Source organism: Paraburkholderia sp. BCC1885 (assembly GCF_900996235.1).
In the GTDB taxonomy this organism is placed as follows: domain Bacteria; phylum Pseudomonadota; class Gammaproteobacteria; order Burkholderiales; family Burkholderiaceae; genus Paraburkholderia.
Genome location: NZ_CAAJGM010000066.1, coordinates 51,451 through 76,979 on the forward strand (window position 1 = coordinate 51,451; position 25,529 = coordinate 76,979).

General features: G+C 61.3%; 25 protein-coding genes. 8 read left to right on the forward strand and 17 right to left on the reverse strand.

Annotated elements, in window-relative coordinates:
* Nucleotides 1-21 precede the first annotated feature (21 nt).
* The 13 genes from FQ755_RS05365 to FQ755_RS05425 all read right to left on the reverse strand — a co-directional run bounded on the left by FQ755_RS05365 (nucleotide 22) and on the right by FQ755_RS05425 (nucleotide 10,695).
* On the reverse strand, nucleotides 22-1,323 hold the full coding sequence (locus tag FQ755_RS05365; RefSeq protein WP_144151719.1) for a UDP-N-acetylglucosamine 1-carboxyvinyltransferase: 1,302 nt from the start codon (nucleotides 1,321-1,323) through the stop codon (nucleotides 22-24).
* Nucleotides 1,324-1,457: 134 nt separating this feature from the next.
* Entirely contained in the window at nucleotides 1,458-2,519 is a 1,062-nt protein-coding gene (locus FQ755_RS05370) for a phytoene/squalene synthase family protein (protein ID WP_144151722.1), read from the reverse strand.
* A gap of 157 nt (nucleotides 2,520-2,676) precedes the next feature.
* A complete protein-coding gene (gene gnd / locus FQ755_RS05375; protein ID WP_144151725.1) occupies nucleotides 2,677-3,714 on the reverse strand; it encodes a phosphogluconate dehydrogenase (NAD(+)-dependent, decarboxylating) in 1,038 nt (345 codons plus the stop codon).
* Between the two features lie 343 nt (nucleotides 3,715-4,057).
* Nucleotides 4,058-4,774, reverse strand: coding sequence for a dienelactone hydrolase family protein (locus FQ755_RS05380; protein ID WP_144151728.1), 717 nt, complete (start codon nucleotides 4,772-4,774; stop codon nucleotides 4,058-4,060).
* Nucleotides 4,775-4,858: 84 nt separating this feature from the next.
* Nucleotides 4,859-5,155: a 4Fe-4S dicluster domain-containing protein gene (locus tag FQ755_RS05385; RefSeq protein ID WP_144151731.1), complete on the reverse strand. Its 297-nt coding sequence runs from the start codon at nucleotides 5,153-5,155 to the stop codon at nucleotides 4,859-4,861.
* Entirely contained in the window at nucleotides 5,152-5,466 is a 315-nt protein-coding gene (locus tag FQ755_RS05390; RefSeq protein ID WP_144151734.1) for a hypothetical protein, read from the reverse strand. The genes FQ755_RS05385 and FQ755_RS05390 overlap by 4 nt, the downstream gene beginning before the upstream one ends.
* 12 nt (nucleotides 5,467-5,478) lie before the next feature.
* Nucleotides 5,479-6,057 carry an RNA polymerase sigma factor gene (locus FQ755_RS05395; RefSeq protein WP_144151737.1) on the reverse strand — a complete coding sequence of 193 codons (579 nt, stop codon included), beginning with the start codon at nucleotides 6,055-6,057 and terminating at the stop codon, nucleotides 5,479-5,481.
* A gap of 76 nt (nucleotides 6,058-6,133) precedes the next feature.
* Nucleotides 6,134-6,754 (reverse strand): GNAT family N-acetyltransferase, encoded by a 621-nt coding sequence (locus FQ755_RS05400; RefSeq protein ID WP_144151740.1) that lies wholly within the window; start codon nucleotides 6,752-6,754, stop codon nucleotides 6,134-6,136.
* Between the two features lie 79 nt (nucleotides 6,755-6,833).
* Entirely contained in the window at nucleotides 6,834-8,024 is a 1,191-nt protein-coding gene (zigA, locus tag FQ755_RS05405; RefSeq protein WP_144151743.1) for a zinc metallochaperone GTPase ZigA, read from the reverse strand.
* A gap of 140 nt (nucleotides 8,025-8,164) precedes the next feature.
* Complete coding sequence (locus tag FQ755_RS05410; RefSeq protein WP_144152087.1) at nucleotides 8,165-8,584, reverse strand: hypothetical protein; 420 nt, start codon at nucleotides 8,582-8,584, stop codon at nucleotides 8,165-8,167.
* Nucleotides 8,585-8,659: 75 nt separating this feature from the next.
* Nucleotides 8,660-9,049, reverse strand: a complete 390-nt coding sequence (locus FQ755_RS05415; protein ID WP_144151746.1) for a VOC family protein — start codon at nucleotides 9,047-9,049, stop codon at nucleotides 8,660-8,662.
* 413 nt (nucleotides 9,050-9,462) lie between these two features.
* Nucleotides 9,463-9,678: a hypothetical protein gene (locus tag FQ755_RS05420; protein WP_144151749.1), complete on the reverse strand. Its 216-nt coding sequence runs from the start codon at nucleotides 9,676-9,678 to the stop codon at nucleotides 9,463-9,465.
* 159 nt (nucleotides 9,679-9,837) lie between these two features.
* The gene (locus FQ755_RS05425; RefSeq protein ID WP_144151752.1) at nucleotides 9,838-10,695 is read right to left on the reverse strand and encodes a LysR substrate-binding domain-containing protein; all 858 of its coding nucleotides are present in this window, start codon (nucleotides 10,693-10,695) and stop codon (nucleotides 9,838-9,840) included.
* Between the two features lie 117 nt (nucleotides 10,696-10,812).
* Between FQ755_RS05425 and FQ755_RS05430 the strand changes: the two genes are divergently transcribed.
* A complete protein-coding gene (locus FQ755_RS05430; protein ID WP_222105713.1) occupies nucleotides 10,813-12,027 on the forward strand; it encodes a 2-aminoethylphosphonate--pyruvate transaminase in 1,215 nt (404 codons plus the stop codon).
* Nucleotides 12,028-12,046: 19 nt separating this feature from the next.
* Nucleotides 12,047-12,850, forward strand: coding sequence for a phosphonoacetaldehyde hydrolase (gene phnX, locus FQ755_RS05435; RefSeq protein WP_144151758.1), 804 nt, complete (start codon nucleotides 12,047-12,049; stop codon nucleotides 12,848-12,850).
* A 146-nt stretch (nucleotides 12,851-12,996) separates the two neighbouring features.
* Here phnX and FQ755_RS05440 read toward each other — a convergent pair whose 3' ends face one another.
* Nucleotides 12,997-14,169 carry a porin gene (locus FQ755_RS05440; protein ID WP_144151761.1) on the reverse strand — a complete coding sequence of 391 codons (1,173 nt, stop codon included), beginning with the start codon at nucleotides 14,167-14,169 and terminating at the stop codon, nucleotides 12,997-12,999.
* A gap of 605 nt (nucleotides 14,170-14,774) precedes the next feature.
* Between FQ755_RS05440 and FQ755_RS05445 the strand changes: the two genes are divergently transcribed.
* The 5 genes from FQ755_RS05445 to cobF all read left to right on the forward strand — a co-directional run bounded on the left by FQ755_RS05445 (nucleotide 14,775) and on the right by cobF (nucleotide 20,963).
* Complete coding sequence (locus FQ755_RS05445) at nucleotides 14,775-15,683, forward strand: LysR substrate-binding domain-containing protein (RefSeq protein ID WP_144151764.1); 909 nt, start codon at nucleotides 14,775-14,777, stop codon at nucleotides 15,681-15,683.
* Between the two features lie 224 nt (nucleotides 15,684-15,907).
* The gene (locus tag FQ755_RS05450) at nucleotides 15,908-17,191 is read left to right on the forward strand and encodes a dicarboxylate/amino acid:cation symporter (protein ID WP_144151767.1); all 1,284 of its coding nucleotides are present in this window, start codon (nucleotides 15,908-15,910) and stop codon (nucleotides 17,189-17,191) included.
* Nucleotides 17,188-18,723, forward strand: coding sequence for an aspartate/glutamate racemase family protein (locus FQ755_RS05455; RefSeq protein ID WP_144151770.1), 1,536 nt, complete (start codon nucleotides 17,188-17,190; stop codon nucleotides 18,721-18,723). The genes FQ755_RS05450 and FQ755_RS05455 overlap by 4 nt, the downstream gene beginning before the upstream one ends.
* Before the next feature lie 190 nt (nucleotides 18,724-18,913).
* Entirely contained in the window at nucleotides 18,914-20,110 is a 1,197-nt protein-coding gene (gene fabV, locus FQ755_RS05460; RefSeq protein WP_144152090.1) for an enoyl-ACP reductase FabV, read from the forward strand.
* Nucleotides 20,111-20,204: 94 nt separating this feature from the next.
* The gene (gene cobF, locus FQ755_RS05465; protein ID WP_144151774.1) at nucleotides 20,205-20,963 is read left to right on the forward strand and encodes a precorrin-6A synthase (deacetylating); all 759 of its coding nucleotides are present in this window, start codon (nucleotides 20,205-20,207) and stop codon (nucleotides 20,961-20,963) included.
* A 62-nt stretch (nucleotides 20,964-21,025) separates the two neighbouring features.
* Here the strand turns inward: cobF and FQ755_RS05470 are convergent, their stop codons facing one another.
* The 3 genes from FQ755_RS05470 to FQ755_RS05480 all read right to left on the reverse strand — a co-directional run bounded on the left by FQ755_RS05470 (nucleotide 21,026) and on the right by FQ755_RS05480 (nucleotide 24,899).
* Complete coding sequence (locus tag FQ755_RS05470) at nucleotides 21,026-21,553, reverse strand: chromate transporter (RefSeq protein ID WP_144151776.1); 528 nt, start codon at nucleotides 21,551-21,553, stop codon at nucleotides 21,026-21,028.
* Nucleotides 21,550-22,191, reverse strand: coding sequence for a chromate transporter (locus FQ755_RS05475; RefSeq protein WP_144151779.1), 642 nt, complete (start codon nucleotides 22,189-22,191; stop codon nucleotides 21,550-21,552). Before FQ755_RS05475 ends, FQ755_RS05470 begins: the two co-directional genes overlap by 4 nt.
* 83 nt (nucleotides 22,192-22,274) lie before the next feature.
* The gene (locus FQ755_RS05480) at nucleotides 22,275-24,899 is read right to left on the reverse strand and encodes a transglycosylase domain-containing protein (protein ID WP_409937142.1); all 2,625 of its coding nucleotides are present in this window, start codon (nucleotides 24,897-24,899) and stop codon (nucleotides 22,275-22,277) included.
* A 166-nt stretch (nucleotides 24,900-25,065) separates the two neighbouring features.
* Here FQ755_RS05480 and FQ755_RS05485 point away from each other — a divergent pair, with 166 nt between their 5' ends.
* Entirely contained in the window at nucleotides 25,066-25,524 is a 459-nt protein-coding gene (locus tag FQ755_RS05485) for a RidA family protein (protein WP_144151785.1), read from the forward strand.
* Nucleotides 25,525-25,529: the final 5 nt, after the last annotated feature.

Here is a 25,529-nt window from a genome sequence, read left to right on the forward strand (position 1 = left end):
GGAGCCAGCGAGATTGCCCGCTTATTCGCTACTGGTCCATTCCACATTCGCGCCGACCGAGCGCAGGTTTTCCACAAAATGCGGATGCGCGCGGCGGATCGGCAGCGCGTTCATGATCTCCGAGCGCCCCTCGATGCTGGCGGCCACCATCAGCAGCGCAATCGCCACGCGAATGATGTACGGGCTTTCGACGCGCGCGGGACTCAACGGCAGGCCGCCAAACGTAATCAACCGATGCGGGTCGGAGAGGAACACGTGCGCGCCGAATTTGGAGAGTTCGACCGACCAGCCCATGGCGCCGTCGTAGACCTTGTTCCAGAACATCGCGCTGCCTTCCGCCTTCACGCCAAGAGCAATGAAAATAGGCAGCAGATCCACCGGCAGATACGGCCAGGGCGCAGCTTCCACCTTGGTCAGGATGTTTTGCGTGAACGGCCGGCGCACGCGCAGCGGCCCGTCGCGATGCGCGCGCGACCAGCCGTCACGATGCTCCACTTCCACGCCAAATTTGGCGAAGGTCCGGTCGATCAGCGGAAATTGCTCGGGCGCCGTATTGCGCACCACGATATCGCCGCCGGTGATCGCCCCCAGCGCGAGAAACGTGGCAATTTCATGGAAATCCTCGCTGAAGCGGAATTCATCGCCGCTCAGCTTGTTGCCACCCGTCACGCTCAGACGCGAGGTGCCGATGCCTTCGATCGCGACGCCCAGCATGGCGAGGAACTGGCAAAACTCCTGCACGTGCGGCTCGGAGGCGGCATTGACCAGCGTAGAGGTGCCGTTTGCCGAGGCCGCGCACAGCACGAAGTTTTCGGTCGTGGTGACGGATGCGTAATCCAGCCAGTGATGATTCGCGCTCATCTGCGTTTCGGCGCGCACGATCAGCGAATCGGCGGTGCGCGCCACGCGTGCACCGAAGCGCTCGAACACTTCGACGTGCGGGTCGATTTCGCGCACGCCGAGCGTGCAGCCCTTCACGTCGTTTTCAAGACGCGCCACGCCGAAGCGCGCCAGCAGCGGCGGCACCAGCATGATCGACGAACGCATTTCCTCCGGCAGCTTGTGCGCGACGGGATCGAACGAGGTGGCGTGATGGTGCAGATCGAGGATGCCGGTGCCGAAGTCCATCGACACTTCGCTGCCCAGCATGCGGAAAATGTCGAGAATCTTCTTGACGTCGGTAATCTCGGGGACGCCGATCAGGCGCAGCGGCTCGCAGGTCAGCAGCGTGGCGCAGAGGATCGGCAGGACGGCATTCTTGTTGGCGGAAGGCTCGATCTCCCCGCGTAACGGGAGACCGCCATGGACGATCAGATTCGACATATTCGGCAGGGGCAGAAAAGATGGAGACGTGAGGCCGATATCATGCCACCGTGCAGGGCATGCCGTTGATCAGATAGCGCTGATTTTTGCGCGCGCGCACAGGCGCCGCGCCACGAAATCACCGGCCCGCACCGTCACCCTTGCAGGCGCGCTTCGATCTGTTTGATCAACCGCTCCGCCCAAAACCGCAGCAGCGTATTGGACGTCACCAGCGCCGTCGAAAAGCCGATGACCTGGTACACCTTGCTGCGCTGGATTTTCGAAACCCTGGCCGGATCGAGCCAGTTGTCGTTATGGACCAGTAGCAACACGGTCTCGAGACCGATCAGCACCGGCCACAGGCAGGCCAGCCGCAAACGCACGGAAAACGCCGGAATGGCCAGCGTGTATTCAACCGCGTCGCGGAAATGATCGAGCGTCAGGCGCACCAGTTCGAACAACGGAGGCTGAGCGCGCAACGAATTTTCCGGCGCGAGCAGGTCCTGTGGAGTCAGGCCGAATCGGTCCAAGGTCTCGGCGGGCAGATAACAGCGGCCAATCCGCAGATCTTTGCCGCAGTCTCGCAAGACGTTGGTCATCTGCAGCGCCTTGCCGAAGCGCACGCCGCGGCGCAGCATCGTCGACATGGTCTGCGGCGAGCCTTTGAGCGTCCCCGGCATATGCGCGTAGGTCATCCGGGTCCAGAATTCGCCGACGCAGCCCGCCACCAGATACGTATACCGGTCGAGTTCGGACAACTCCCGCAGCGCGACGATCTGCCCCGAACGCTCGTCCGGGAAAGTGCGCAGGTCGAACTCCATACCCTCCGTGAGCGTCGAGACAATCTCGCGCACCGCCTTGCGATCCGCCTCGGTCAGTTGCGACAGGATCGCCAATGCGGGGCCAAGCGATTCGAGCAAGACCTTTTCGTCCGACAAAGTCTGTTGTGCGGCCACTTCCGCCGACATCCGTTCGAGAAACGCGCCCTGGTCGCCCGCGCCGTTGACCTCGGCACGCAGCGCGAGCAGCAATTGCAGACGTTGCTCCGGCGGAATCAGCGCGGTGTCGGCGATCGTATCGGCAGCACGCGCGAGCAGATATGCGAGACCGATCGGGTCGCGCATGCCGGCGGGCAAGATACGCAGCGTGAGATAAAAGGAACGTGAAACGCCCTTCAGCAGCGGACCCAGGAGATAGGTCCGAGTAGGATTCAGCATGGATCGGTCAGATGGATGTAGGACAAATTAGGCGCTGCCGGATTGTATCCTGCAAACCCTGACCGTCTTTGTCAGGCCATCATTCGACGCCTACGCTTGACTGGCGGCGCCGCGCAGGCCCCGGACCTGCGGGAGCCTCGCGACGCGCGCCGCCCGCTTACGCGAGTGGCTTGCCCAGCTTGGCGGCCGCCTTCTCCATATGACCGCCGAAGTCATGCCGCATGGCCGACAACACGCGGTTGGCGAAATCCGCCTCGCCGCGCGAACTGAAACGGGCGAACAGCGCCGCGCTCAGAACCGGCGCGGGTACGCCTTCGTCGATGGCCGCGTCGACCGTCCAACGGCCCTCGCCCGAGTCCGAGACACGTCCCGAATACTGTTCGAGGCCCGCATCGCCTACCAGCGACGCCGCCGTCAGGTCCAGCAGCCACGAGCCGATCACGCTGCCGCGCCGCCAGACTTCGGTGATCTCCGGCAGATTCAGGTCGTACTGATAGAACTCCGGGCCGTGCAGCGGCGAGGTCTCAGCGTCGTTTTCCTGGGTCCGTTTGCCGACATTGGCGTTATGCAGAATGTTCAAGCCTTCCGCGTAAGCCGCCATGATCCCGTACTCGATGCCGTTGTGAACCATCTTGACGAAGTGGCCGGCGCCTTGCGGACCGCAATGCAGGTAGCCCTGGTCGGCCGTTCCCGCGTCTTTGGGGCGTCCCGGCGTGGGCGTGGCCGCTCCCGGTCCCGGTGCGAGCGTCGCGAAGATCGGCCCCAGCCGCTCGACCACGGGCGTCTCGCCACCCACCATCAGGCAATAGCCGCGCTCGCGGCCGAACACGCCGCCGCTCGTGCCGACGTCCACATAATGCAGCTGTTTCGCGCCCAGTTCCTTGCCGCGGCGGATGTCGTCGCGATAGAAGGAGTTGCCGCCGTCGATCACGATGTCGCCCGGTTCGAGCAAGGGCGTCAGTTTCTCAAGCGTCGAATCCACCACGGCGGCCGGCACCATCAGCCAAACGGCTCGCGGCTTGGCCAGCTTCTTGACAAACTCTTCGAGCGACGTAGCGCCATCGACGCCGTCCTGTTTGAGTTTCTCGACCGCCGCTGGCTGGACGTCGTAGACCACGCAGGTCTGGCCGCCAGCGGTCAGGCGTCGCACCATGTCGGCGCCCATGCGCCCCAATCCAATCATGCCTAGCTGCATCTTTCACTCCTTACATGCGAGACCGCGGATGCTGCTGTCGCGGTCATTCAAGCAGTTGTGACGCAAGACTGTCATGCATGCAAGGCGAACAACGATGCTTGCACGCGAAAGCGACGGTCTTGCACGGACGTACCTTAGTACGTTAGTCGCCGCCCGCTCTTTTCACAGGGAATCTTTTCCGCAGAATCGAGGGTTGGCTGTAGCTCGGCGCAGTTATTGCCGGGATGAATGTGCCTGCTCGCGGGCAGGCGCAGGGGTGAGACAGGAGGAAGGTGGAACTCGTTCAATTGCGCGATGGGCAATGGCCTGTTCCATTGCCCATTCGCGCTTCAATTCGGCTGTATTACGCGTGCTGCGGCCACAGCGTGCGGCCGAAGAAAGTCAGCGTCCGGTCCCAGGCCAGTTGCGACCAGACCGGATCGAACTGCGTCGCGGGAATACGGGTAGGTCCGACCGCTGTTTCGTTGGCGAACGCGTGGTGCGCCAGATAGTGATGCGATTCCAGATTGACCTTCGCGCCGCGCAGCTTGGTTTCGAGCGCTTCGACCATGGCCGGCGGGAAGAACTCGTCTTGCGTAGCCCAGTGAGCCAGCACCGGCACCTTGATGTTCTCGGCCTGGATGTATTCCAGCGGCGGGCAGCCGTACCACACCACGCCCGCCGTCAATTCCGGCGTCTGGCCGAGCGCCAGCAGCGTCAGCGCGCCGCCCATGCAGAAGCCGGTCAGGCCGACGCGCTCCGTGTGCTGCTTCAGATATTGCACGGCGCCGCGAATATCCTGCGAGGCGGCGTCGCCGAAATCGAGTTCGGTCATCAGGTGATGGGCTTCTTCCTGTTCGACCGTCTTTTTTCCGCGGTAGAGATCGGGGACGAGCGCCAGATAACCGGCCTGGGCGAGCCGGTCGGCGACGCCGCGAATCTGGTCGTTCAAGCCCCACCATTCCTGAATCACGACAATCGCGGGCGCGCCAGCCGGGTTCTGCGGCTTGGCGAGATAGCCTTCGACATCCTTTCCATCCGGGCGGCGAAAGTTAATCATGGATCCTAGTGGCTGTTTCATGAGACGGTCCTCGGGTTGACGAAACGCATAGCATAGCGTTTGTCGTACCGCGATGCAGCCGCGCGCACTCCGACGGACCGCCCATCATTTCACCCGCGCCAACGTGATGGCTCGCTCCGGGCACGCGGTGACGCATAATCCACATGACCGGCAGGCGTCGGCGTTAGGTGTATAGGCCACCTTCAGGCCATGCACGCGGAGCTTGAATTTATTCAGCATGCCTAATTTATCGTAATCCGCTGCGTCGATCTTGCGGATTTCGAACACGTCTTCGGGGCATACCACCGCGCAATCGCCCTTGCCTTCGCAACGCCTGAAGTCCACGACGGGAGCAATGACGCCTGGGGCCTGCTTGCAAGCGGCTGTCGATGTCTGTTTCACAGGTTGTCCTCCTGCGGCTTGCCGCGCGCGGACGACACGCCTCTGAGGAAGTTGTCGCGTTCTTCCGGCGTCATGCGCTCCCATTTGCGCCAGCCGCCGCGCCCATGCCAGCCGCCGCGGCCGCGGAATCCGCCAAACAGAATGCGGCTCAACACCAGCAGGCCCAGCGCATGCAGATAATCGATCGCCCGGCCGCCGACGAACACCGCCGGGATCACCCAGTTCCACAATGCCATTACGATCCATCCCAGCACCGCAATCGCGACCAGCGCCAGCAGCGCCTTGCCGAAGCATCTCCCTTTGAATCTCATCGACCTGCTCCTTTAAATATCCAGTTCGTCATACACGGTCTGCAAGCTGGCGCGCAGATGCAGCACCGCATAACGCTTGCGCGCCAGCAGCGTGTTCACGCTTACGCCGCTTTCGGCAGCCAGTTCCTTGAAACTGCGTCCTTCGAGTTCATGCGCGACGAAAACCTCGCGCTGGTTGTCCGGCAATTCATCGAGCGCGGCTTGCAGGGCGTCGAGCAGCACCGAGCGCGCATAGACCGCTTCCGGACCGGCATCCTGAGACGGCAAGGCGAGATCCAGCCGGTACTCGCTGTCGTCGTCCGGCTCGCCCGCGGCGTCGGCCAGCGGCAATTCCCGTTTCTTGCGAAACACGTCGACGATGCGGTTGCGCGCCACACGGAACAGCCATGCGCTGACCTGTTCGATCGGCGCGGGCAGCCGGTATGCCTGCACGAACTCGTGGAAAACATCTTGCAGGATGTCCTCCGCTTCACTCGGATCGCGCACCCGGCGCCGGATGAAATGCCCGAGCTTGCCGCGCTCACGCAAGATGGTTGCGGTGAGGTCGCGTTCTCGTTCGAGTGTCGGGTCCGGGGTCGGCGGCGTTTCCATACGTCTGTAGACGGATCAGGAGCAAGGATATTGTGCCGGGCGGGAAATAATGATCCCCGGGTGACGCGCGGCTTTGTCAGCCGGCGTTCGAGCCGGATCGCCCGGCTGGCGGCTGGCGCGGCTGGTTCATCTGGCGTGCCGCGCCCGGCTGGCGGTCTGATCTGATCAGCGACAGAAGCCGCACGTCGTGAAACGCGCCCTTCCAGTAGCCCCATTGCCGCATCACGCCTTCTTCGACGAATCCCAGACTCGCCAGCAATGCCGTCGATGCGTGGTTATGCAGGTCGGTAGTGGCCTGCAGGCGATTCATGCCGAGGCGATCGTAGGCATAGGTGATGGCGGCGTCGAGCGCCTCGCGCATCAACCCCTGGCGCCAGAAGCGGCGCTCCAGTTCGAAGCCGAGACTGGCCGATCTGAAGGCGAAATTAAGCCTGAAACCGCAGGTGCCAAGCAGACGCCCCTCGCTCGCGGAGACGATTGCCCAGCGGACGCCCGAGCGTTCCGCCGTATCCTGCATGAGCCTCGCCACCACATCCTCGGCCTGGCCGATGCGGGTCAGCGGCGCCACGTCGTAGAAACGCATGACTTCGGGATCGGACCAGATTTCGAAGATCCGCTGCGCATCCGACGCTTGCAGCGGGCGCAGCCTGAGGCGAGCGGTCGCCGGCAGGTGAAGGTGGGGGAACGGTGCGGTCATCGGCTCGGCAGCTTCAAAGGGGAAAGGACACACGATCAGCAGTGTGCCTCAAGCCGCCGCGCCGATTACGCGTCTGTCTTCAGTGCGACCACTCGGGAAACGGATCGGCAAACTTGCGCCACTCGGTTTCCGGACGGTCGAGTTCATCGTCGTTCAGCAGGCAGGCGTCGAACGATGCTCTCAAGGCCGCCTCGTTCATACCGGTGCCGATCAGAACCAGTTCCTGCTGACGATCGCCGAAACGCTCGTCCCAGCGGCTGCGGATCATCGCCTGGGCGGCGGCCTCCTGCGGCCACGCGTGTTTGGGCACGGCCGCCCACCACGTCCCCGCGCGGCCGTGGCGCGAAATCGCCCCCGCTTGCGACCATTCGCCTACCGCGTGATTGCGCGAAGCCAGCCAGAAGTAGCCCTTCGAACGCACCACACCCGGCCACTCACGCTGGATCCAGTCGAAAAAGCGCTGCGGATGAAACGGCCGGCGCGACCGGTAGACGAAACTCGTAATGCCGTACTGCTCGCTTTCGGGAATATGCTCGCCGCGCATTTCCTTGAGCCATCCCGGCGCCTGCGACGCCGCCTCGAAATCGAACAGGCCCGTATCGAGAATCTGCGCGGTCGGCACCTGGCCAAAGCGGCTTTCCACGATCTTCGCGCGGGCGTTGAGCACACGCAGCACGCCTTTGAGCAACTCCAGTTCGTTCGCGCTTACGAGGTCCGTCTTGTTGAGGACGATTACGTCGCAAAACTCGATCTGCTCGGTCAGCAGGTCGACGACGGTGCGACGGTCATCCTCGCCCATCGTCTCGCCGCGCTCGGCGAGGAAATCGTGCGAGCCGTAATCGCGCACGAAGTTATAGGCGTCGACCACGGTCACCATGGTATCGAGGCGCGCGATATCCGACAGACTCTGGCCAGCCTCGTCGCGGAAAGTAAAGGTCTCGGCAACCGGCAACGGCTCCGAAATACCTGTGGATTCGATCAACAGATAGTCGAAACGCTTTTCGCGAGCGAGACGCTGAATTTCGATCAGCAGATCCTCGCGCAGCGTGCAGCAGATGCAGCCGTTGCTCATTTCGACCAGCTTCTCATCGATATGCGAAAGCTGGCTGCCGCCGTCGCGGATCAGTTGAGCGTCGATGTTGACTTCCGACATGTCGTTCACGATCACGGCCACCCGCTTGCCTTCGCGATTATTCAGGACGTGGTTCAGCAGGGTGGTTTTGCCCGCGCCGAGAAAGCCGGACAGGACGGTAACGGGGAGCTTTTGCATGATGGACGCGGTTCCAGATTGAATTTGACGAATGGCTTACGCGGACGTCGCGGTTGGCGCCGCCCGCCTTCTTAGTTATGTTATAACATAACATAATCGAGCTGCCATTCGTCCATGCAAAAGCGTCTTTTAAGGACGCCCTACCGCGCCGGCGGCTGTGGACTGTTGGCCGGATTGGTATCGAATCTGACCACGTTCTCAATTCCGCCTGCGCCGACCAGCGCCGTGAGATCCGCTTGCAGCGAATCCGCAATCGTTTTGCCGTAAACCTCGTCGTCATTCACATACAGCGTGAATGACCGCAGATAACGCGCCTTCTTCTCCGGCTTCGCGATGGTCTCTTTAGTCCACTGATACAGCGGATAATCTTCGGGCCCGCGTCGCTCGGCCTCACTGACGTAATCCGCGAATGCATCGAACTGGCATTTCAAAGACGCATTGTGTTTGCGCAAAACCTCGCTCAGCGCCGTGTCCGTCCCGCACGAAGGATCGCCGCGCAAACGCGCCGCAAGCTCAGCGGAAACGGTGAGCCTGATCTGGAACTGCCACTCGTCTTCCAAAGCGTCTTCCATGATGACCTCGTTGCCTGACTGTGAAATTGCGCCTGCCACGTGAAAACTCAAAACGGCCTCGCCTTAAAGATCCTTCTCGGCGAAATTCAATTCCACGCCATTGCCCGCAGGATCCGAAAAGAACAATTGATGCTGGCCGGTCACCGGTACGACGTCGCGCCAATAGCGAATCTTCCCTTCCTTCAAACGCGCTTCGAACGCGCTTAGATTGCTGCAGGCGAATGCGGCATGGTCGAAGGTATTGACCACCTGAGGGGGCCGCACTTCGTCCGGCCGCGCCTCGCTAAGATGAAGCACGTCACGTCCGCCGATGTACAGCCAGTAACCGAAACTCGCAAACGGCGGCCGTGGGCCGGATTCCAGGCCGACCACTTCGATATAAAAATCACGCAAAGTATCGAGCATCGGACGACTCGCGCGAATGTTGTAATGAGCGAAGCCGAGAATGGGCATGAAACCTCCAACTGCATGTGTGCAATAGGCGCGGTGTATCGCAACCCGTGTCTGAGCGGGATGTGGCGGGTGGAATCCGCATCAAGGTCACATGACGCCGCGCGCGGATCAATGCAAACCTTCGGCCATTAGTCTAAAGCAGGTTGACGCTCAGGCTCGATCATCGCAGCAATGAAACTGCTGTACGGCGAACCTGACGGAATGAAATGAAGAGGCACGACGGCCGCCATGGGCCGGACAAACGGGGCAACTTAGCGGCTTTATCTACGTGTGAAACGGTGTGATGAAACGGTGTGGTGAAACGATATCGGACCAGCCGCCTGAATCTTTTAAGTCGCTTAAATCGCTTAAGTCACCTAAATCCCTTAAGTCGCGTTAGCCACTCGAGCGGCTGGTCCTCAAACAACCCGAACTTAGGCCTGAGGCGCCGCGTTGTCCGTATCAGACGCCTGCTCACTGCTTTCGTCCTCTTTCTTCTCGACTAGCGATTCCAGCGCGCCCGCCCCTTTAAACCCGGCGACTGCAGCGATGCCTTTCGTCAGCAGCCCAGCATCCGGGTCGACTTTTTCGGCTGCTTCCACTGCTGCAACCGCGCCCGCAATTTCACCTACTGTATCCAGAATTCCCATGACTATCACCGTATGTGTTGAATGTCGAAACGAATGGCCGCTCGCCACCCTCGAAAACAATAGCATCTAACAAATGGGGAAGCTGCAAAAGATTGTCAAATGCCGGCGCGACGGGCTGACCACATACGCTCTCGGCGAAACGCGAAGTTTTACCGGCCGCTAAGCGAGTTCGATCGCGAACAATGCGTTGAGCAGATTCGACGCCGGCCGCTCCGCGAGACGCGTCAACGATTCGATCATTTCAACCTGGCAGTCCTGCAGTGGAATCATTTTGATGCGGCGCGACTCGTTGAATTCCGCCGACGCAATCACGCCGACGCCCATGCCTTGCGCAATCGCCTCTTCGAGCGCCTCGCGTCCGTCCACATACAGCACCGGCTCGACCTGCAACGATAGCCGCACCAGTTCCATTTCGAGCAACTGTTGCGTCACCGATTGCGCCTCCCGAAAGATGACCGGTTGCCGCACAAGCTCCGCATAAGTCAGCTTGCGCTTTTTGGCGATCAGACTCGTGGCGGGCACCATCGCGACCAGCGGATCGCGCCGCAGCACGCGCGCTTCGAGCCGGCTGTGAACTTGCGGCGCGGCGGTGATGGCAACGTCAACCGCGCTCGACAGCACGCGCTGCATGCACTCGGCCGCATTCGCGATGGACAGCGTGACCACGATGCCGGGATGCTGCCGGCGAAACGCGCCGATCAGCTTGACCGCGAGGTCAGGCGCGTCCGCCGCGAGCGACAGCGTGCCCGACGCAAGACCGCTTGCCGAATCGAGGAGTTGGCGGGCGTCGCGCTCGCAACTGAGCATCTGCCGCGTCACGCTGAAAAGGCGCCGCCCGAGTTCGGTCGGCTCGACGCCGCGCGGTCCGCGGTCAAACAGTTTGACGCCAAAATCCTGTTCCAGCCGCCGCACGTGGTCCGAAATGGCCGGCTGTGTCAGCGACAACGCCTGTGCCGCCCTCGAAAAGCCACCGTGTTCCGCGACCGCGTGAAACGCCCGCAATTGCGCGTATTGCATGTGCGCCTCGCTGTATCGATAAGTTTAAGTGATACCGACATCGATTATATCGATTTTACCGATGCACCCAATTTCTGTACTGTGGCAGGCACTGAGACCTTCATGGGACGTGCAAGCATGGACACCGCAGCAGTTGCAGGCATGGCAACCGTGGCCTCGTGCGCTCCGCCGGCGAAAGGCGAGCCGTATCTTTTGACGCCGGGGCCTCTCACCACGGCGTTTTCGACCAAGCAGGCGATGCTGCGCGACTGGGGTTCGTGGGACGGCGAATTTCGCGCGATGACGGCGCAACTGCGCCGCAGCCTGCTGGAGATCGCCGGCGACACCGCGGGCGACTACGATTGCGTGCCGCTGCAAGGCAGTGGAAGCTACTGCGTCGAGGCCATGCTCGGCAGCCTCGTGCCGCGCGACGGACATGCCCTGGTGCTGGCCAACGGCGCCTACGGCAAGCGCATCGCGACCACACTGGGCTATCTCGGCCGCCGCCATACGGTTCTCGACAAAGGCGACTATCTGCCGCCGCGCGGTCACGAAGTGGAGCGCATGCTCGACGCGGACCCAAGCATCACACATGTGGTCGCCGTGCATTGCGAAACCAGTTCGGGGATTCTCAATCCCATCGAAGAGATCGCCGCGGTCACCGCGAAACGAGGGCGCAAACTGCTGATCGACTCCATGAGTGCGTTTGGCGCAGTGCCGCTCGATGTTCGTTATCTGCAGTGCGAAGCATTTGTCTCTTCGGCGAACAAGTGCATTGAAGGCGTGCCGGGTTTTGGCTTTGTGATTGCCCGCAAGAGCGCGTTGCGCGAAGCCAAGGGTCGCAGCCATTCACTCAGCCTCGACGTCCACGACCAATGGGACGTGATGAACCGCACCGGGCAATGGCGCTTCACGCCGCCGACGCATACCGTCGCAGCCTTTATGGAGGCGCTGCGGCTGCACGCGCTGGAAGGCGGACAAAAGGGCCGGCTGGCCCGCTATGCGAACAACCGCGACGTGCTGGTCGCCGGCATGCAGAAGCTGGGCTTCGAGCCGCTGCTGGATGCGCACTGGCGCTCGCCGATCATCGTCACGTTCTTTGCGCCCGCCCATTCCGCGTTTCGCTTCGAGCGCTTCTACGATTTGATGAAACAGCAGGGCTTCATCATTTATCCGGGCAAGCTGACCGTGGTGGATAGCTTCCGCGTGGGTTGCATCGGCCAGGTGGATGCGGACGTCATGCGAGGCGTGATCGTAGCGTGCGAGCAGGCTCTGCGCACGATGGGTGTGGAACACGCCGCGCCACCCGACGCCGCGCTTGAAGAACGTCAGTTGTTGGCGCAACCAGTTTGATCCTCAGGATGTGATGGCCATGAAACACGTAAAAGCAGTGATTTTCGATTGGGCAGGCACCGTGGTCGACTACGGTTCGCTTGCACCGATGGGCGCGTTTGTCGAGACCTTCGAACAGTTCGGTGTGCCAATCACCATCGACGAAGCTCGCGGACCGATGGGCATGGCCAAGCGTCCGCATATCGCGGCGCTGATGGCGCTGCCGCGCGTCGCAGAGGCATGGCAGGCCAAATACGGACGCGCGCCCAGCGAGCAGGACATCGACGCGATCTACGAAGTGTTCGTGCCGAAGAACATCAAGGTGGCCGCGAGCTATAGCCAGGTGATTGCGGGCGTCGCTGACGTGGCGACGGCGTTGCGTTCCGAGGATATCCGCATCGGCACGACGACCGGCTACACGCGCGAGATCATGGCGGAAATCACGCCGGGCGCCGCCGCACAGGGATTCTCGCCGGACAGCCTGGTGTGCACGGGCGACACACCCGAGGGACGTCCTTCGCCGTACATGATCTACAAGACGTTGCCGCAACTCGGCGTGTGGCTCGCGAGGAATGCGATCAAGGTCGACGACACCGAAGTCGGCATCGAAGAAGGCATCAACGGCGGCACGTGGGCCGTTGGCGTGGCCGTGAGCGGTAATGCGTTCGGGATGGCCGAGGCCGATGTCAAAGCCCTGCCGGCCAACGAGTTCGCACGGCTACGCGCTGCGGCGGCGCGCAAACTGACTGCAGCGGGCGCGCATTACGTGGTCGACAGCGTCGCGGACCTGATGCCGGTGGTGCGCGACATCGAAGGACGGCTGGCGCGCGGGGAGCGGCCTTAGCCTGCAAGAGGCTTTAAATTGAGCCGCACCTCTGGCGCTGGCCCGCGCGGCCAGCACCCGCCCGCTCCAACAAAAATCCCGCCTGAAAAAAGACAGGCGGGATTTTTTGTTTAGACATCCTATCTACGTGTCGCGTCGTCTCCGGCTTAAAATTTGTGCCGGATACCGACCATGCCCATGGCCTGCTTATTGGTCGACGCATCGTTGCCGAAGTCGCCCATCGACGCGACCGCCGCGACCACGTCGCCCGACGTCGCGCTGATTGTATTGCCCGAGGCCTTTTGATAACCCGCCAGCACGTAGATGTCCGTGTGCTTCGACAGGAAGTAGTCCGCGCCGAAGCTGAACTGGTTATACGAGACCGTGACGTTATTACCGTTGCCCTTCGTGTAGTCGTAGCCCGCGCCGATAATCGTAGCCGGCGTGAGCTGGTAGTTCACGTACGCCTGGCCGGTATTGAATTTCGTGTTGTTCTGGTCGCCGAACGACGTCGCATAGTTGTTGTACTGCACATTGCTATACGACACGCCGAACGTGAAATTGCGGAACACGTAGTCGCCCGCCGCGCGAATGATCTGCATCGAGTTCGCCGAGACGAAGCCGCCGGTAATGGCCTCCGAATCGACAGCAAAGCTCGCTGCATCCGGGTTCAGTCCGTCGAACGACGCAGCGGTGCCATGGTCGCTGTTCGCGTGAAAATAGCCGGCGGCGAAGCCGAACGGGCCGTGGTTATACGCAAGCGCCGCGGCGTAGGTTTGACCGCTCGCCGTGCTGCCCGGCACGCCTCCGAACGCATACATCGCCGATGCCTGCAGGCCCGCGTAATTCGGCGTGGTGTATTTGATCGAGTTGTTGGTCCGGTAGCTATTGTCGTAGTTATCCATGTCGCCGGGTGTGGCGAAGGTGGGGCCGAAAGTGTCGTCGTTCGTCAGCGGCTGGATCAGGTCGATCAGCGGATCGTACTGACGGCCAAGCGTGAGCGTGCCCGTGCTGTCGCCCGACAAGCCGACCATCGCCGTGCGGCCGAACATGCGTTGGCCCTGCCCGAGGCGGCCGTTGTCGATGTTAAAACCGCTTTCCAGCTTGAAGATAGCCGAGAAGCCGCCGCCCAGATCCTCCGTGCCCTTCAACCCCCACAGATTCGGCGACAGATTGCCGGCAGCCATTTCGAATGTGCCGCCCGAACGGTTCGCGCCCTGCTGATTGCCGAAATAGGCAATGCTCGTGTCCAGCGCGCCGTACAGCGTGACGCTGCTTTGCGCATGAGCGACCGACGTCATGGCTGCGAGTGATGCGAGTGCAAGAATGGTTTTTTTCATGAAAATTTATCCAATTAAAGATACTGGTCCCGATCGACTATCCTGCGAAATCACTCGCAAACCGAATCTTCCAGTTAATCTGAAGCCCGATTTTCGAATCAATAATGCGGCGATCACACGCGTTGATTGCAAACCGCTTCTGACCACTGCGGCGCAAATATATCTGATGGTTTGATGTTCAAAAATCGACCCATATTGAAATTCTAATTTTCAATAAATTGAAATGATGATTTCGCAGACCCTGCAAGGCTGACGGGCGATCTGACGCGTTCTATATAATTGTTTTTTCGATCCGTGTTGGTTGATTGCCACACGAATGCTACTTACCGCACAGATATGAACGGCGGATTCTTCACGAATATCCTCGATACTGAGAGATCGTATTTACAAGAAGAATTGCATTGCTCCGCGGAAAATACAGCACTCCCTGATTGACGAATGACGTGACCGCCGGCGGGCGTTAATACCGCACGCTGCCCCGATACTACCCAGCGCCACACCACGCCCTATCTCCGGTTGGCGATCAAAACTGGCGACGATAGAATCAATCCGCCTGGTGCGCCAGCCGGGCTGGCCGGTTCACATGCTTACGTCTGGGAGCTAACGTGGAAGTCAAGTGGATCGAAGATTTCATCGCGCTCGCGCAGCATCAGAGCTTTTCGCGCGCGGCGGAACTGCGTAACGTCACCCAGTCGGGCCTGAGCCGACGCATTCAGGCGCTCGAACAATGGATCGGCGCCGAGTTGATCGACCGCAGCACATATCCACCGACGCTCACGCCCGCCGGCCGGCTGTTTCGGGAAGCGGCGGAAGACATTCTCGGCAAGCTGTTCGACACGCGCGCCATCATTCGCAGCGAGCAGCGCATGCCGGGGACGGGGCTGCAGATCGCCGCCGGTCACGCGCTCTCGGTGGGATTCGTGCCCGACTGGCTGCGGTCGCTGCAAAGCCGCTTTAGCGGGCTACGGGTGCGCATCGTGCCCACCAATGTGCACGATTCAATCCTGATGCTGGTCAACGGCAACTGCGAACTGATGCTCGCCTACGAGCATCCCGACTTACCCCTGCATCTCGACGCCACCCGTTATCCACACCTGACCGTGGGCCATGACGTCTTCCTTCCCGTCTGCGCACCGAGCCGGCACTCCACGCCGTTATTCAGATTGCCCGGCACGCCCGGCCGCCCGCTGCCGCTGATCGGCTACAGCGCCACGACCTACTTTGCCCGCTGTCTTCATCTGTTGCTGCATCGCGCCAGCAAGAATCCCGCTTTGATTCCGCACTTCGAGTCCGACATGGCCGACGTGCTCAAGAAACTCGCGCTCAACGGCGAGGGCATCGCGTGGTTGCCTAGGAGCCTGATCGAAGCAGAACTCGGCAACGGCACGCTCGTCGCCGCCGGTGACCGCACCTGGCAGATGGATCTGCAACTGCGGCTCTATCGCGATCGAAACAACGACATGCAGCTGCTCAAGGACCTTTGGGAATATCTGGAGTCCCGCGTCGACGCGTAACACGTCTCGAATCTTCCCCGCAGCAATCTATGCGGCTGCCGCATAGCGCGATGTCAAGGCCGCATCGCGTTCATTTTTTTCGTCTTTAGTATCCAGTCAAGTCTTCTCCACGAGGCGCTTCACGCCCGCGAAGAGGCGATGCACACGCACGTCTTTCCTTTCGCGAAAGACGTGTCCGATGCGCTTTAAGACGCCCGCAGGGGTCGGCAAAGAAAAGGACTGACATGAAGAATCGCCTCACGTTTTATATAGCCGTGGGCATGATGCTCGGCGTCGCAGCCGGGTACGTGTGTCACGCGAATGCGCCGGATACCGCAGCCGCCAAAACCATGGCCGGTTATTTCGCTATCCTTACCGATATTTTCCTGCGACTCATCAAAATGATCATCGCGCCGCTCGTGTTCGCCACGCTCGTGTCGGGTCTGACGAGTATGGACAGCGGCCAGGACGTCGGACGCATCGACGTGCGCACAGTGGGTTGGTTTGTCTGCGCATCGCTGGTATCGCTCGCCTTGGGGCTCGTGCTTGCCAACGCCTTGCAACCCGGCGCCGGATTGCACATGGTCGCGAGCGGCGGCGATGTGAATACCGGCCTCAATACGGCCGGGTTGAATTTCAGGGACATCGTCACGCATGCGTTTCCGACCAGCCTGCTCGACGCGATGACGCGCAACGACATCTTGCAGATCCTCGTGTTTTCGCTGTTTTTTGGCCTCGGGCTCGGCGCGCTGAAACGCGATGCACGCGTCAAAGTGGTGGTGCAGGCCATCGACGGCATGGTGCCCGTGATGCTGCGCCTGACCGACTACGTGATGCGTGCGGCGCCGCTCGGCGTATTCGGTGCGATTGCTTCGGCAGTCACGTTGCGCGGTCTGGATGTCCTGCTCACCTACGGCAAATTGATTGGTTCGTTTTACCTGGGATTGGTGCTGCTGTGGGCGGCGCTCATCGGCGTCGGCTATCTGTTTCTCGGCAAGCAGGTCGGCGCGCTGCTGAAGGCGGTGCGCGAACCGGCCATGCTGGCATTTTCGACCGCCAGCAGCGAAGCGGCTTATCCGCGCCTGACCGAGCAACTCGAGAAGTTCGGCGTCGACAAGAAGGTGGTGGGGTTCACGCTGCCGCTCGGCTATGTGTTCAATCTGGACGGCTCGATGATGTATCAGTCGTTTGCGGCCATCTTCATCGCTCAGGCGTTCGGCATCGACATGCCGTTGTCGCAGCAGATTTTCATGCTACTGGTGCTGATGTTGAGCAGCAAAGGCATGGCCAGCGTGCCGCGCGGCTCGGTCGTGGTGGTCGCCGCCGTGGCGCCGCTGTTCCATTTGCCCACGGAAGGCGTGGTGATGGTGCTCGCCATCGACCAGATCCTCGATATGGGGCGCACAATGACCAACGTGATTGGCAATAGCGTGGCGACCGCCGTGATTGCGAAATGGGAAACGCGCCGTAACGACATCAGCGCCGCTGCTACAGCGGAATTCGAGCAACTTCAGAGCGAAGCGCAATGACAGCAACGAAGCAGCCAGGCAAGCGCGTGTTCGGTGTGATCGGCGGCATTGGGCCGCTCGCCGGTGCGGACGTGCTGTTCAAGCTGATTCAGGCCAGCCTTGCGCGCACGGACGCCGAGCATTTCGACGTTGTGTTCGAACAGCATCCGTTTCGCCACGCGAGTGCGTCACGCGAGGCGACGACGGAGCGCAAGCTCTATATCTTCGACATGATTCGCGATTTCGAAGGTCGCGGCGTCACGGACATTCTGCTGCCGTGCTTTTTAAGCCATACGTTCATCCGGGAATTGCAGGAAAACGTTTCGGTGCAGATCGTCGATATGGTCGCGGCACTGCGTGCGCATGTGGTGCGCAGTTTTCCCGCTGTGCGCCGCGTCGGTGTCTTGACCTCGGACTATGTGCGCGATCAGCGGCTGTTCGAAGGGTATTTCGGCGCGCCGGAATTCGAAGTGCTGCATCCACGTCGGGACGCATTCGGCGACATCGATCCTGTCACCGAGGCTGTGTATGGCGCAGCCGGTATCAAGAGCGGCCGGCTGGACGGTGGATCCGCGGAACTGTTGCGCGCCGCATGCCTCGATCTGATCGCGCAGGGCGCTCAAGTAATCGTCTCAGGCGTGACGGAAATCGGACTCGTGCTCGATCGGATCGGGCCGCTTCGCGTGCCGGTCGTCGATTCGAATCTTGTCTACGCGCAATACGCAGTAACGGGGCAATACGATAAGCGCGAGCGGGCTTTCAAGGTTGGCGTCGTGGGCGGCGTGGGCCCTGCGGCTACGGCGGACTTCATGCAGAAAGTCGTGCGCAGCACGCCGGCTACGCGCGACCAGGATCACATCAAACTGTTGATCGAACAGAATCCACAGATTCCGGACCGCACGGAAAATCTGCTGGGCAACGGCGCGGACCCGACCGTGTCGCTGTATGCGACGTGCAAGAAGCTCGAAGCGGGTGACGTCGACATCATCGCGATTCCCTGCAATACCGCGCATGCGTTCGTCGAGCGGATTCAACCGTATCTGAATGTGCCGATCATCAACATGATGACTGTGAGCGTTGACTATCTGCGCGCCGCGTTTCCCGAACTGCGCGAAGTAGGCCTGCTGGCGACGACGGGCACGATCAGGAGCGGCGTCTATCGAAAGGCGCTGGAAGCGCATGGACTTAGGCAGGTCGTACCGGGAGATGAACAGCAAGCGCGCGTGATGCAGGCGATCTACGGCAATCGCGGGGCCAAGGCGGGATTCACGAGTGGTGAATGTGTTGATGACGTCATGGCCGCTGTCGATGAACTGAGCGAGCGCGGCGTTGAGGTGATTCTGCTCGGGTGTACAGAGTTGCCGCTGCTGCTGCCTGAGGGGAGCATTTACTCAGGCAGCGGGCGCGTTGTGCATCTGGTCGATCCGACGGATATTCTTGCAAGACGTTGTGTGGCGTATGCGCTTGGGGCGGTGGGGTGGAAAAGCGGCGCGCCTGAAGAAACCGTACATGAGCCGGGTCCGCTCGCGGTTAATCGCATCCCACTGCCTTGAAGTCGATCAGCAGAGAATCGTTCGATCGATTCGACATGAGCGCCAAAGCCATTGGCCGACGAATGGATGCATACCCCTGCATAGAATCGTATATTGTCTCATCCGCCAACGCTCCCCCCGCCTCCTTTACAATACCTCCACTTTTTCTCCCTCGAACAACAGTCCCAACACCTCACCCACAGAGGTCATCATGATCATTAAACCGCGCGTACGCGGCTTCATTTGCGTGACTACCCATCCCGCCGGCTGCGAAGCCAACGTCAGGGAACAGATTGACTACGTCACGGCCGCCGGCCCGATTGCCGGCGGTCCCCGGAAAGTCCTAGTGATCGGCGCATCGACCGGTTACGGTCTGGCTGCCCGCATCACTGCGGCATTCGGCTGTGGCGCCGATACCCTCGGCGTCTTTTTTGAGCGTGCCGGCAGCGACACCAAGCCGGGGACGGCAGGCTGGTACAACAGCGCCGCCTTCGAAAAATTCGCCACGGGCAAGGGCTTGTACGCGAAGAGCGTCAACGGCGACGCGTTCTCGGACGCGGTCAAGCAGCAGACCATCGAGATCATCAAGCGCGATCTCGGCAAGGTCGATCTGGTTGTGTACAGCCTCGCCTCGCCGCGTCGCACGCACCCCAAGACCGGCGAAGTATTCAACTCGACGCTCAAGCCCATCGGCAAGGCCGTGACTCTGCGCGGCATCGATACCGACAAGGAAGTCGTCCGCGAAACCGCTCTCGAGCCGGCAACGCAAGCCGAAATCGACAACACGGTGGCGGTAATGGGCGGCGAGGACTGGCAAATGTGGATCGATGCATTGCTTGAAGCCGACGTCCTCGCCGACGGCGCAAAAACCACGGCGTTTACGTATCTCGGCGAAAAAATCACCCACGACATCTATTGGAACGGTTCCATCGGCGCGGCCAAGAAAGACCTCGACCAGAAGGTGCTCGGCATTCGCGAGAAGCTGGCTCGCACCGGCGGCGATGCGCGCGTCTCCGTGTTGAAAGCAGTCGTCACGCAAGCCAGTTCCGCGATTCCCATGATGCCGCTGTATCTTTCACTGTTGTTCAAGGTCATGAAAGAACAGGGTACGCACGAAGGCTGCATCGAGCAGGTCTACGGGCTTTACAAGGACAGCCTCTATGGAAACGCGCCCCACGTCGATGACGAAGGCCGTTTGCGCGCGGACTACAAGGAACTCGATCCCGCCGTGCAGGCCCAGGTGCAACAACTCTGGGACCAGGTCACAAGCGAAAACATCTATGCGTTGACCGATTTCACCGGCTACAAAACAGAGTTTTTGCGCCTGTTCGGATTCGAAATCAACGGCGTCGATTACGAAGCGGACGTGAATCCCGACGTGCAGATTCCCCACGTCGTGCAGGTTTAGTTCTATGCAGATGATGTGCCGCCAGTTCGCGGCACGAGGCATTGCCGCCGCCGCGCAAGCGGGGCGCGCCAATGCCTGAACAGGAGCAGGCGTGATGAAACGAATTCTGATCATCGGAATTGGCGCGGGCAATCCCGACTACATGACCGTCCAGGCGATCAACGCGCTCAATCAGGCGGACGTGTTCTTCGTCATGGACAAAGGTGTCGTGAAGGAGAAGCTCGTCGCGCTGCGCAAGGAGATCATCGAGCGCTTCGTCACGCATCAGCGCTATCGGATCGTCGAAGCAAAGAGCCCCGAACGCAGGCGCGATGAAGGCGACTATACGTCAGCCGTCGATGAACTGAACCGCGACAAGCAGCGCATATTCGAAGGCCTTATCGCCGGCGAATTGCGCGAGGGGGAATGCGGCGCGTTTCTCGTCTGGGGCGATCCGTCGCTGTACGACAGCACCATCCGCATCATCGAAGCCATCGCAAACAGCGGCCAGCATCGATTCGACTATGAGGTGATCCCGGGCATCACGAGTGTTCAGGCGCTCACGGCTCGCCATAGGGTACCGCTCAATCTGATCGGGCGTTCGGTCGAAATCACCAACGGCCGCGGGCTTGCCGAAGGTTTCCCCGAAAACGTGGACAGCGTGGTCGTGATGCTCGATGCGAAAAATACCTATCGGCAACTAATCGACGAGGATCTGGACATCTACTGGGGCGCCTACGTGGGAACGCCTGACGAGATTCTGATCTCAGGAAAGCTGCGCGACGTCGCGGATGAAATTGAACGCGTCAGGGCCGAGGCACGTCGCACGCATGGGTGGATTATGGACACTTATTTGCTTCGTAGGCCTGAGTAAAGACTATTTGCAGATGCAAGCCGCGGTTCTTAACCCGACCACTCGCATATGCCGCGCTTCATCTACCTGACAATTCCGGCCAACCCCACCACTACCCCTGCTGCGACCAGCCAGATCGGATTGAATCGGGTCCGGTAGGCAACCCCCACCGTCACAAGCGTCAACACCGCCCGGCCGACATTCACGTCGGTTTCCCGCACGAACACATACGCGGCGCAAGCCAGCAGACCCACCGTCGCCGGTGCGAGTCCGCGGCGAATCGCCATCACGACGAGCGAACTGTGATGCCGTTCGAACCAGGCGCTCACAAAGTAGGCCAACGTCGCGGACGGAATGATCATGCCCAGCGTCGCCACCAGCGCGCCGGCGAGCCCCGCGGTTTGAAATCCGATCAACGAAACTGCCATGCCGTTCGGCCCCGGCGCCGCCTGCATAGCCGAGAAAAATGTCACGAACTGCTGAGCAGTGAGCCAATGACGCGTATCTACCGCATAGCGCTGAATGTCGGCCAGAGTGGAATTGATGCCACCAACGGCAAGGAGCGACCACAGCGCGCTGTGAAGGGCTAGATCAACGAGCCTTGACATCATCGCGGCTGCTCCTCGCTGCGCCGTGTCAGCGCTTCGGCACGCAGGGCGCGCCACATGAGCCACGAGCCGAACGGGCCGAGAACCGCGAGTACGGGCAAAAGCGGCAATTTCAACAAACCGATGGCGATAAACATGGCGACCACCAGCAGCAGATTACGCAAATCGCGCGGCAGGCTCACGAGCAGTTTGAGTACCGTCGCAATCACAAGGCCGGTCGCCACCGGCATCAAGCCCGCTAACAGATGTGCCGTCGCAGGCGCGCTGCCCCAGCGCGCATAGGCATAGCCGACGCCGATCGTGATCGCCGTCGGCGCGAGGTACAGCCCGCAAACGCCGGTCAATGCGCCGATTGCACCGTGATACTGCCGCCCGAGAATGGTCGCGATGTTCGACACGTTTGGCCCGGGCAGAAGTTGCGCGAGCGGCAGCATCTCGGCGAATTCACGATCCGTCATCCAGCCGCGACGTTCGACGATCATGCGACGCGCCCACGGCAGCACCCCACCGAAACCGGTGAGCCCGACCATAAAAAACGCGAGGAAGATTTGCCCCAGCGTCGGCCGGGGGCGAGCGGCAGATATGCCGCCGTCCGGGCCGGCACCCTGGTCAATGGCATCATCGTGAATCGGGGCGGTCATCGGTGTATCCACTCAGGCGAGGCGGGTTCGTTTGCAGTTCGATTGATGATAGCAGCGGGACCTGCGCAGACTCGCGTCCGCGCTCACGGCGATTGCGTGCCTGAGCCTGGCGCCGCTTCCGGCGCATCGGGCGTCGGCGTGGGCGGCGAGCCCGGTTCTTCGGATGGCAAGCCGCCGCCATTGGCTGATGTCGCGCCGCCAGTTGGCTCACTGGGCGCGGCCGTCTGGGGCGTCGTTGCCGCCGGTGGCGGCACAGCCGTCACGCCTGCTCTCCAAGCCGTCGCTGGCGCCGAAGCACCCGCGCCCGGCGCGCCAAGCAGCGGCGGCAAGCCGCGCGGCGTCAGCGTTTCCGAAGCAGCCGAAGTCTGCGATGCCGCCGGAGCAACTGGCACGATAGGCGCGGCCTTCGGCGTCACACGACGGAGCGGCGCAACGGGTGTTTGCGCCGGCTGCTTCGCCCCAAACAGATAAGCAATCCAGGCATGCAGTTTGTCGCGGAACTGATCGAACATACCGGGCTGCACGTCCGTATCGAAGCGCGCGCGCGAATCGATCAGCCGCGCCCGCAAAGCCCGCTGATAGAAGTCGCCGACGATCGGCAGCGCCGTGTGCGCCCCTTCGCCCCAATAACTGCTGCCGAGCGTGACGCGTCCGTCATCGAAACCGACCCACGCGCCCGCCACCAGTTGCGGCTGCATCAGGATGAACCAGCCGTCCGCGTTGTCCTGCGTCGTGCCGGTCTTGCCGGCCACGTCCGCGCGAATGCCAAAGCGCGAACGGATCGCCGCGCCCGTACCGCGATTGACGACGTCACGCATGACATCGATCAACGTCCGGTCCGCCGCAGCCGGCAACGCACGTTCCGGCGCTGCGGGCTCAAACTGGGCGAGCACCTTGCCATTGCGATCCTCAATGGCGGTGACCATGCGCGGTTCCAGATACATGCCGTCGTTGGCGATCGTGCCATACGCCGACACCATCTCCTTGATCGTGACAGGGCTCGTGCCCAGCGCCAGCGAGGGAACCGGCTCGAGCGTGCTATCGCGCACGCCCGTCGCGCGGGCGACGCTCACCACTTTATTCGGCCCAACCTGCTCCATCAACTGCGCGGTGATGCGGTTGCGCGAATACGCCAGCGCGTCGCGCAGCGACATCGGTTTGCCGCTTGGCGGAACATCATCGTTAGGACGCCATATTTCTCCGCCCTTCAGCGGAATTTCGACGGGTTGATCGATGAAGGTATCGGTCGGCTTGGCACCCGCCGCAAAAGCGGCGCCGTAGACAAACGGCTTGAAGGTCGAGCCCGGCTGACGTCGCGACTGCTGAACGTGATCGAACGGCTCGTCGGTGAAATCGCGGCTGCCGACCCACGCCCTGATTTGCCCATTGCGTGGATCGATGGCGAGAAAACCAGCCTGCACTTCCGATTTGTCGTGGCACAGGTTACGCACGAACGTGCGGTCCGCGCTGAGATGCTGAAGCGCGTCGTCATCGCTTTGGCCCGCGCTCAGCAAGGCCCGATAGTCCGGCGTTTCGCGGATGAAGGTCTTGAACAGATCGTTGCCCGGCGCGCAGCCGGTCCGCGCGCTCCACGCGCCATTGGCGACCGATTGCAATGCATTGCCCTGCAAAGCGACGGCCGCGGTCGCCATCGATTGCAAGCGCGAATCGATCGTCGTATGGACGATGAGTCCGTCTGAGTAAATGTTGTAGTCGTTGCGGTCGGCCCACGAGATCAGCCATTTGCGCAGCTGCTGCGCGAAGTGCGGCGCGGGACCGGGCGGCTCGATCTGCCGCTCGAAATCGACGCGCAATGGTTTGCGTCTGAGCGTCTCGAACGCGGCAGGCGAGAGGCGGCCGTATTTGACCATCTGCGCCAGCACCGTATTGCGCCGCTCCAGCGCGCGCTCGGGGTTCAACACCGGGTTGTAGTAGCTATTGCCCTTGAGCATGCCGGTCAGCGTGGCGCTTTCCAGAATGTCCAGTTGATCGGCCGACTTGCCGAAGTAAGTCCGCGAGGCCATTTCGATGCCGTAAGCGTTGTAGAGAAACGGCACCGTGTTCAGATATGTTTCGAGAATCTGCGGCTTGCTGTACGCCGCTTCGATCTTCAGCGCGGTGATGGCTTCCTTCACCTTGCGTGTCAAGGTGGGCGCGCGGCCAATGTCGTCGGGATAAAGATTGCGTGCGAGTTGCTGGGTGATCGTCGAGCCGCCCTGGCGCTCGCCGCCGAACGTGTGCAACGCCGCCGAACCGGTTCGCCGCCAGTCGATGCCGTGATGTTCGTAGAACCGGTGGTCCTCCGTCGAGATCAGCGCGTCGACCATATGTGGCGAGATATCGGACAGCGCTACCCATTCGCGATTCGACGGTTTGAATTCGGCCAGCACCTTGCCGTCGGCGGAAAGAACCTGCGCCGGTTGATCGACGCGCGCCTTGCGGATATCGCTAATGCTCGGCGTGAATGGAATCAGCACGATCACATATAACAGCATCAGCGCCGGCGGCGTGGCCAGCGTGAGCAGAACCCCGCGCCGGGTCGGATGGCGCAGATGAAACAACGCGGTGGTCAGCAAAGGCTTGAAAAGATGCCCGACGAAGCGGATCAACTCGACCAGGAGTTGAAGCGCGGTCCCCATTACCAGTGCGAACCGGCCAGTCCATTTCCGGCAGGACTCAAGTACGGACGATACGAATTGGCGACTCACGCTGATTTCAGCCCATCTTGAAAAGCGTGAATGGTATCAAACTGCGGGATGGGGACTGGGTTTCCCTGGGAGCAAGAAATTGCAGCCCGCTGCGGAATAAACCCCCCGCACAAGCGTTTACCTGGAGGTGCGCCCGCGCGCGCCCTCTTTCGAATGGAAACGCACCATGCTGCTATCCGACCGCCTCATTCAACTGGGCATCCAGTTGCCGCCGCCCATCAACCCGCTTGGCTCGTATAAAACGGTTTCGATCTCCGGCAATCAGCTCTACGTCTCCGGACTCGCCGCTTTCGAAAACGGCAAGCCGATCGTGGGTATGGTCGGCCAGGACCTCGCGCTCGACGAGGCGCATCACGCCGCGCGGCTGACCATGCTGATGATCCTCTCCTGTATCGACCAGGCGGGCGCGCTGAACCGGCTTGAACGCTGTAGCCGCCTGACCGTCTATGTACGGGCCGACCCGTCGTTTACGCAGCATCCGCGGATTGCCGACGGCGCCAGCGACCTCATGCTGACCCTGTTCGGACCCGAGAAACTGCCGGCACGCAGCGCCGTCGGCGTGCATACGCTGCCGATGGGCATTCCCGTCGAAATCGACAGCATCTTCGAGCTCAAGAGCGCCTAAGCCAG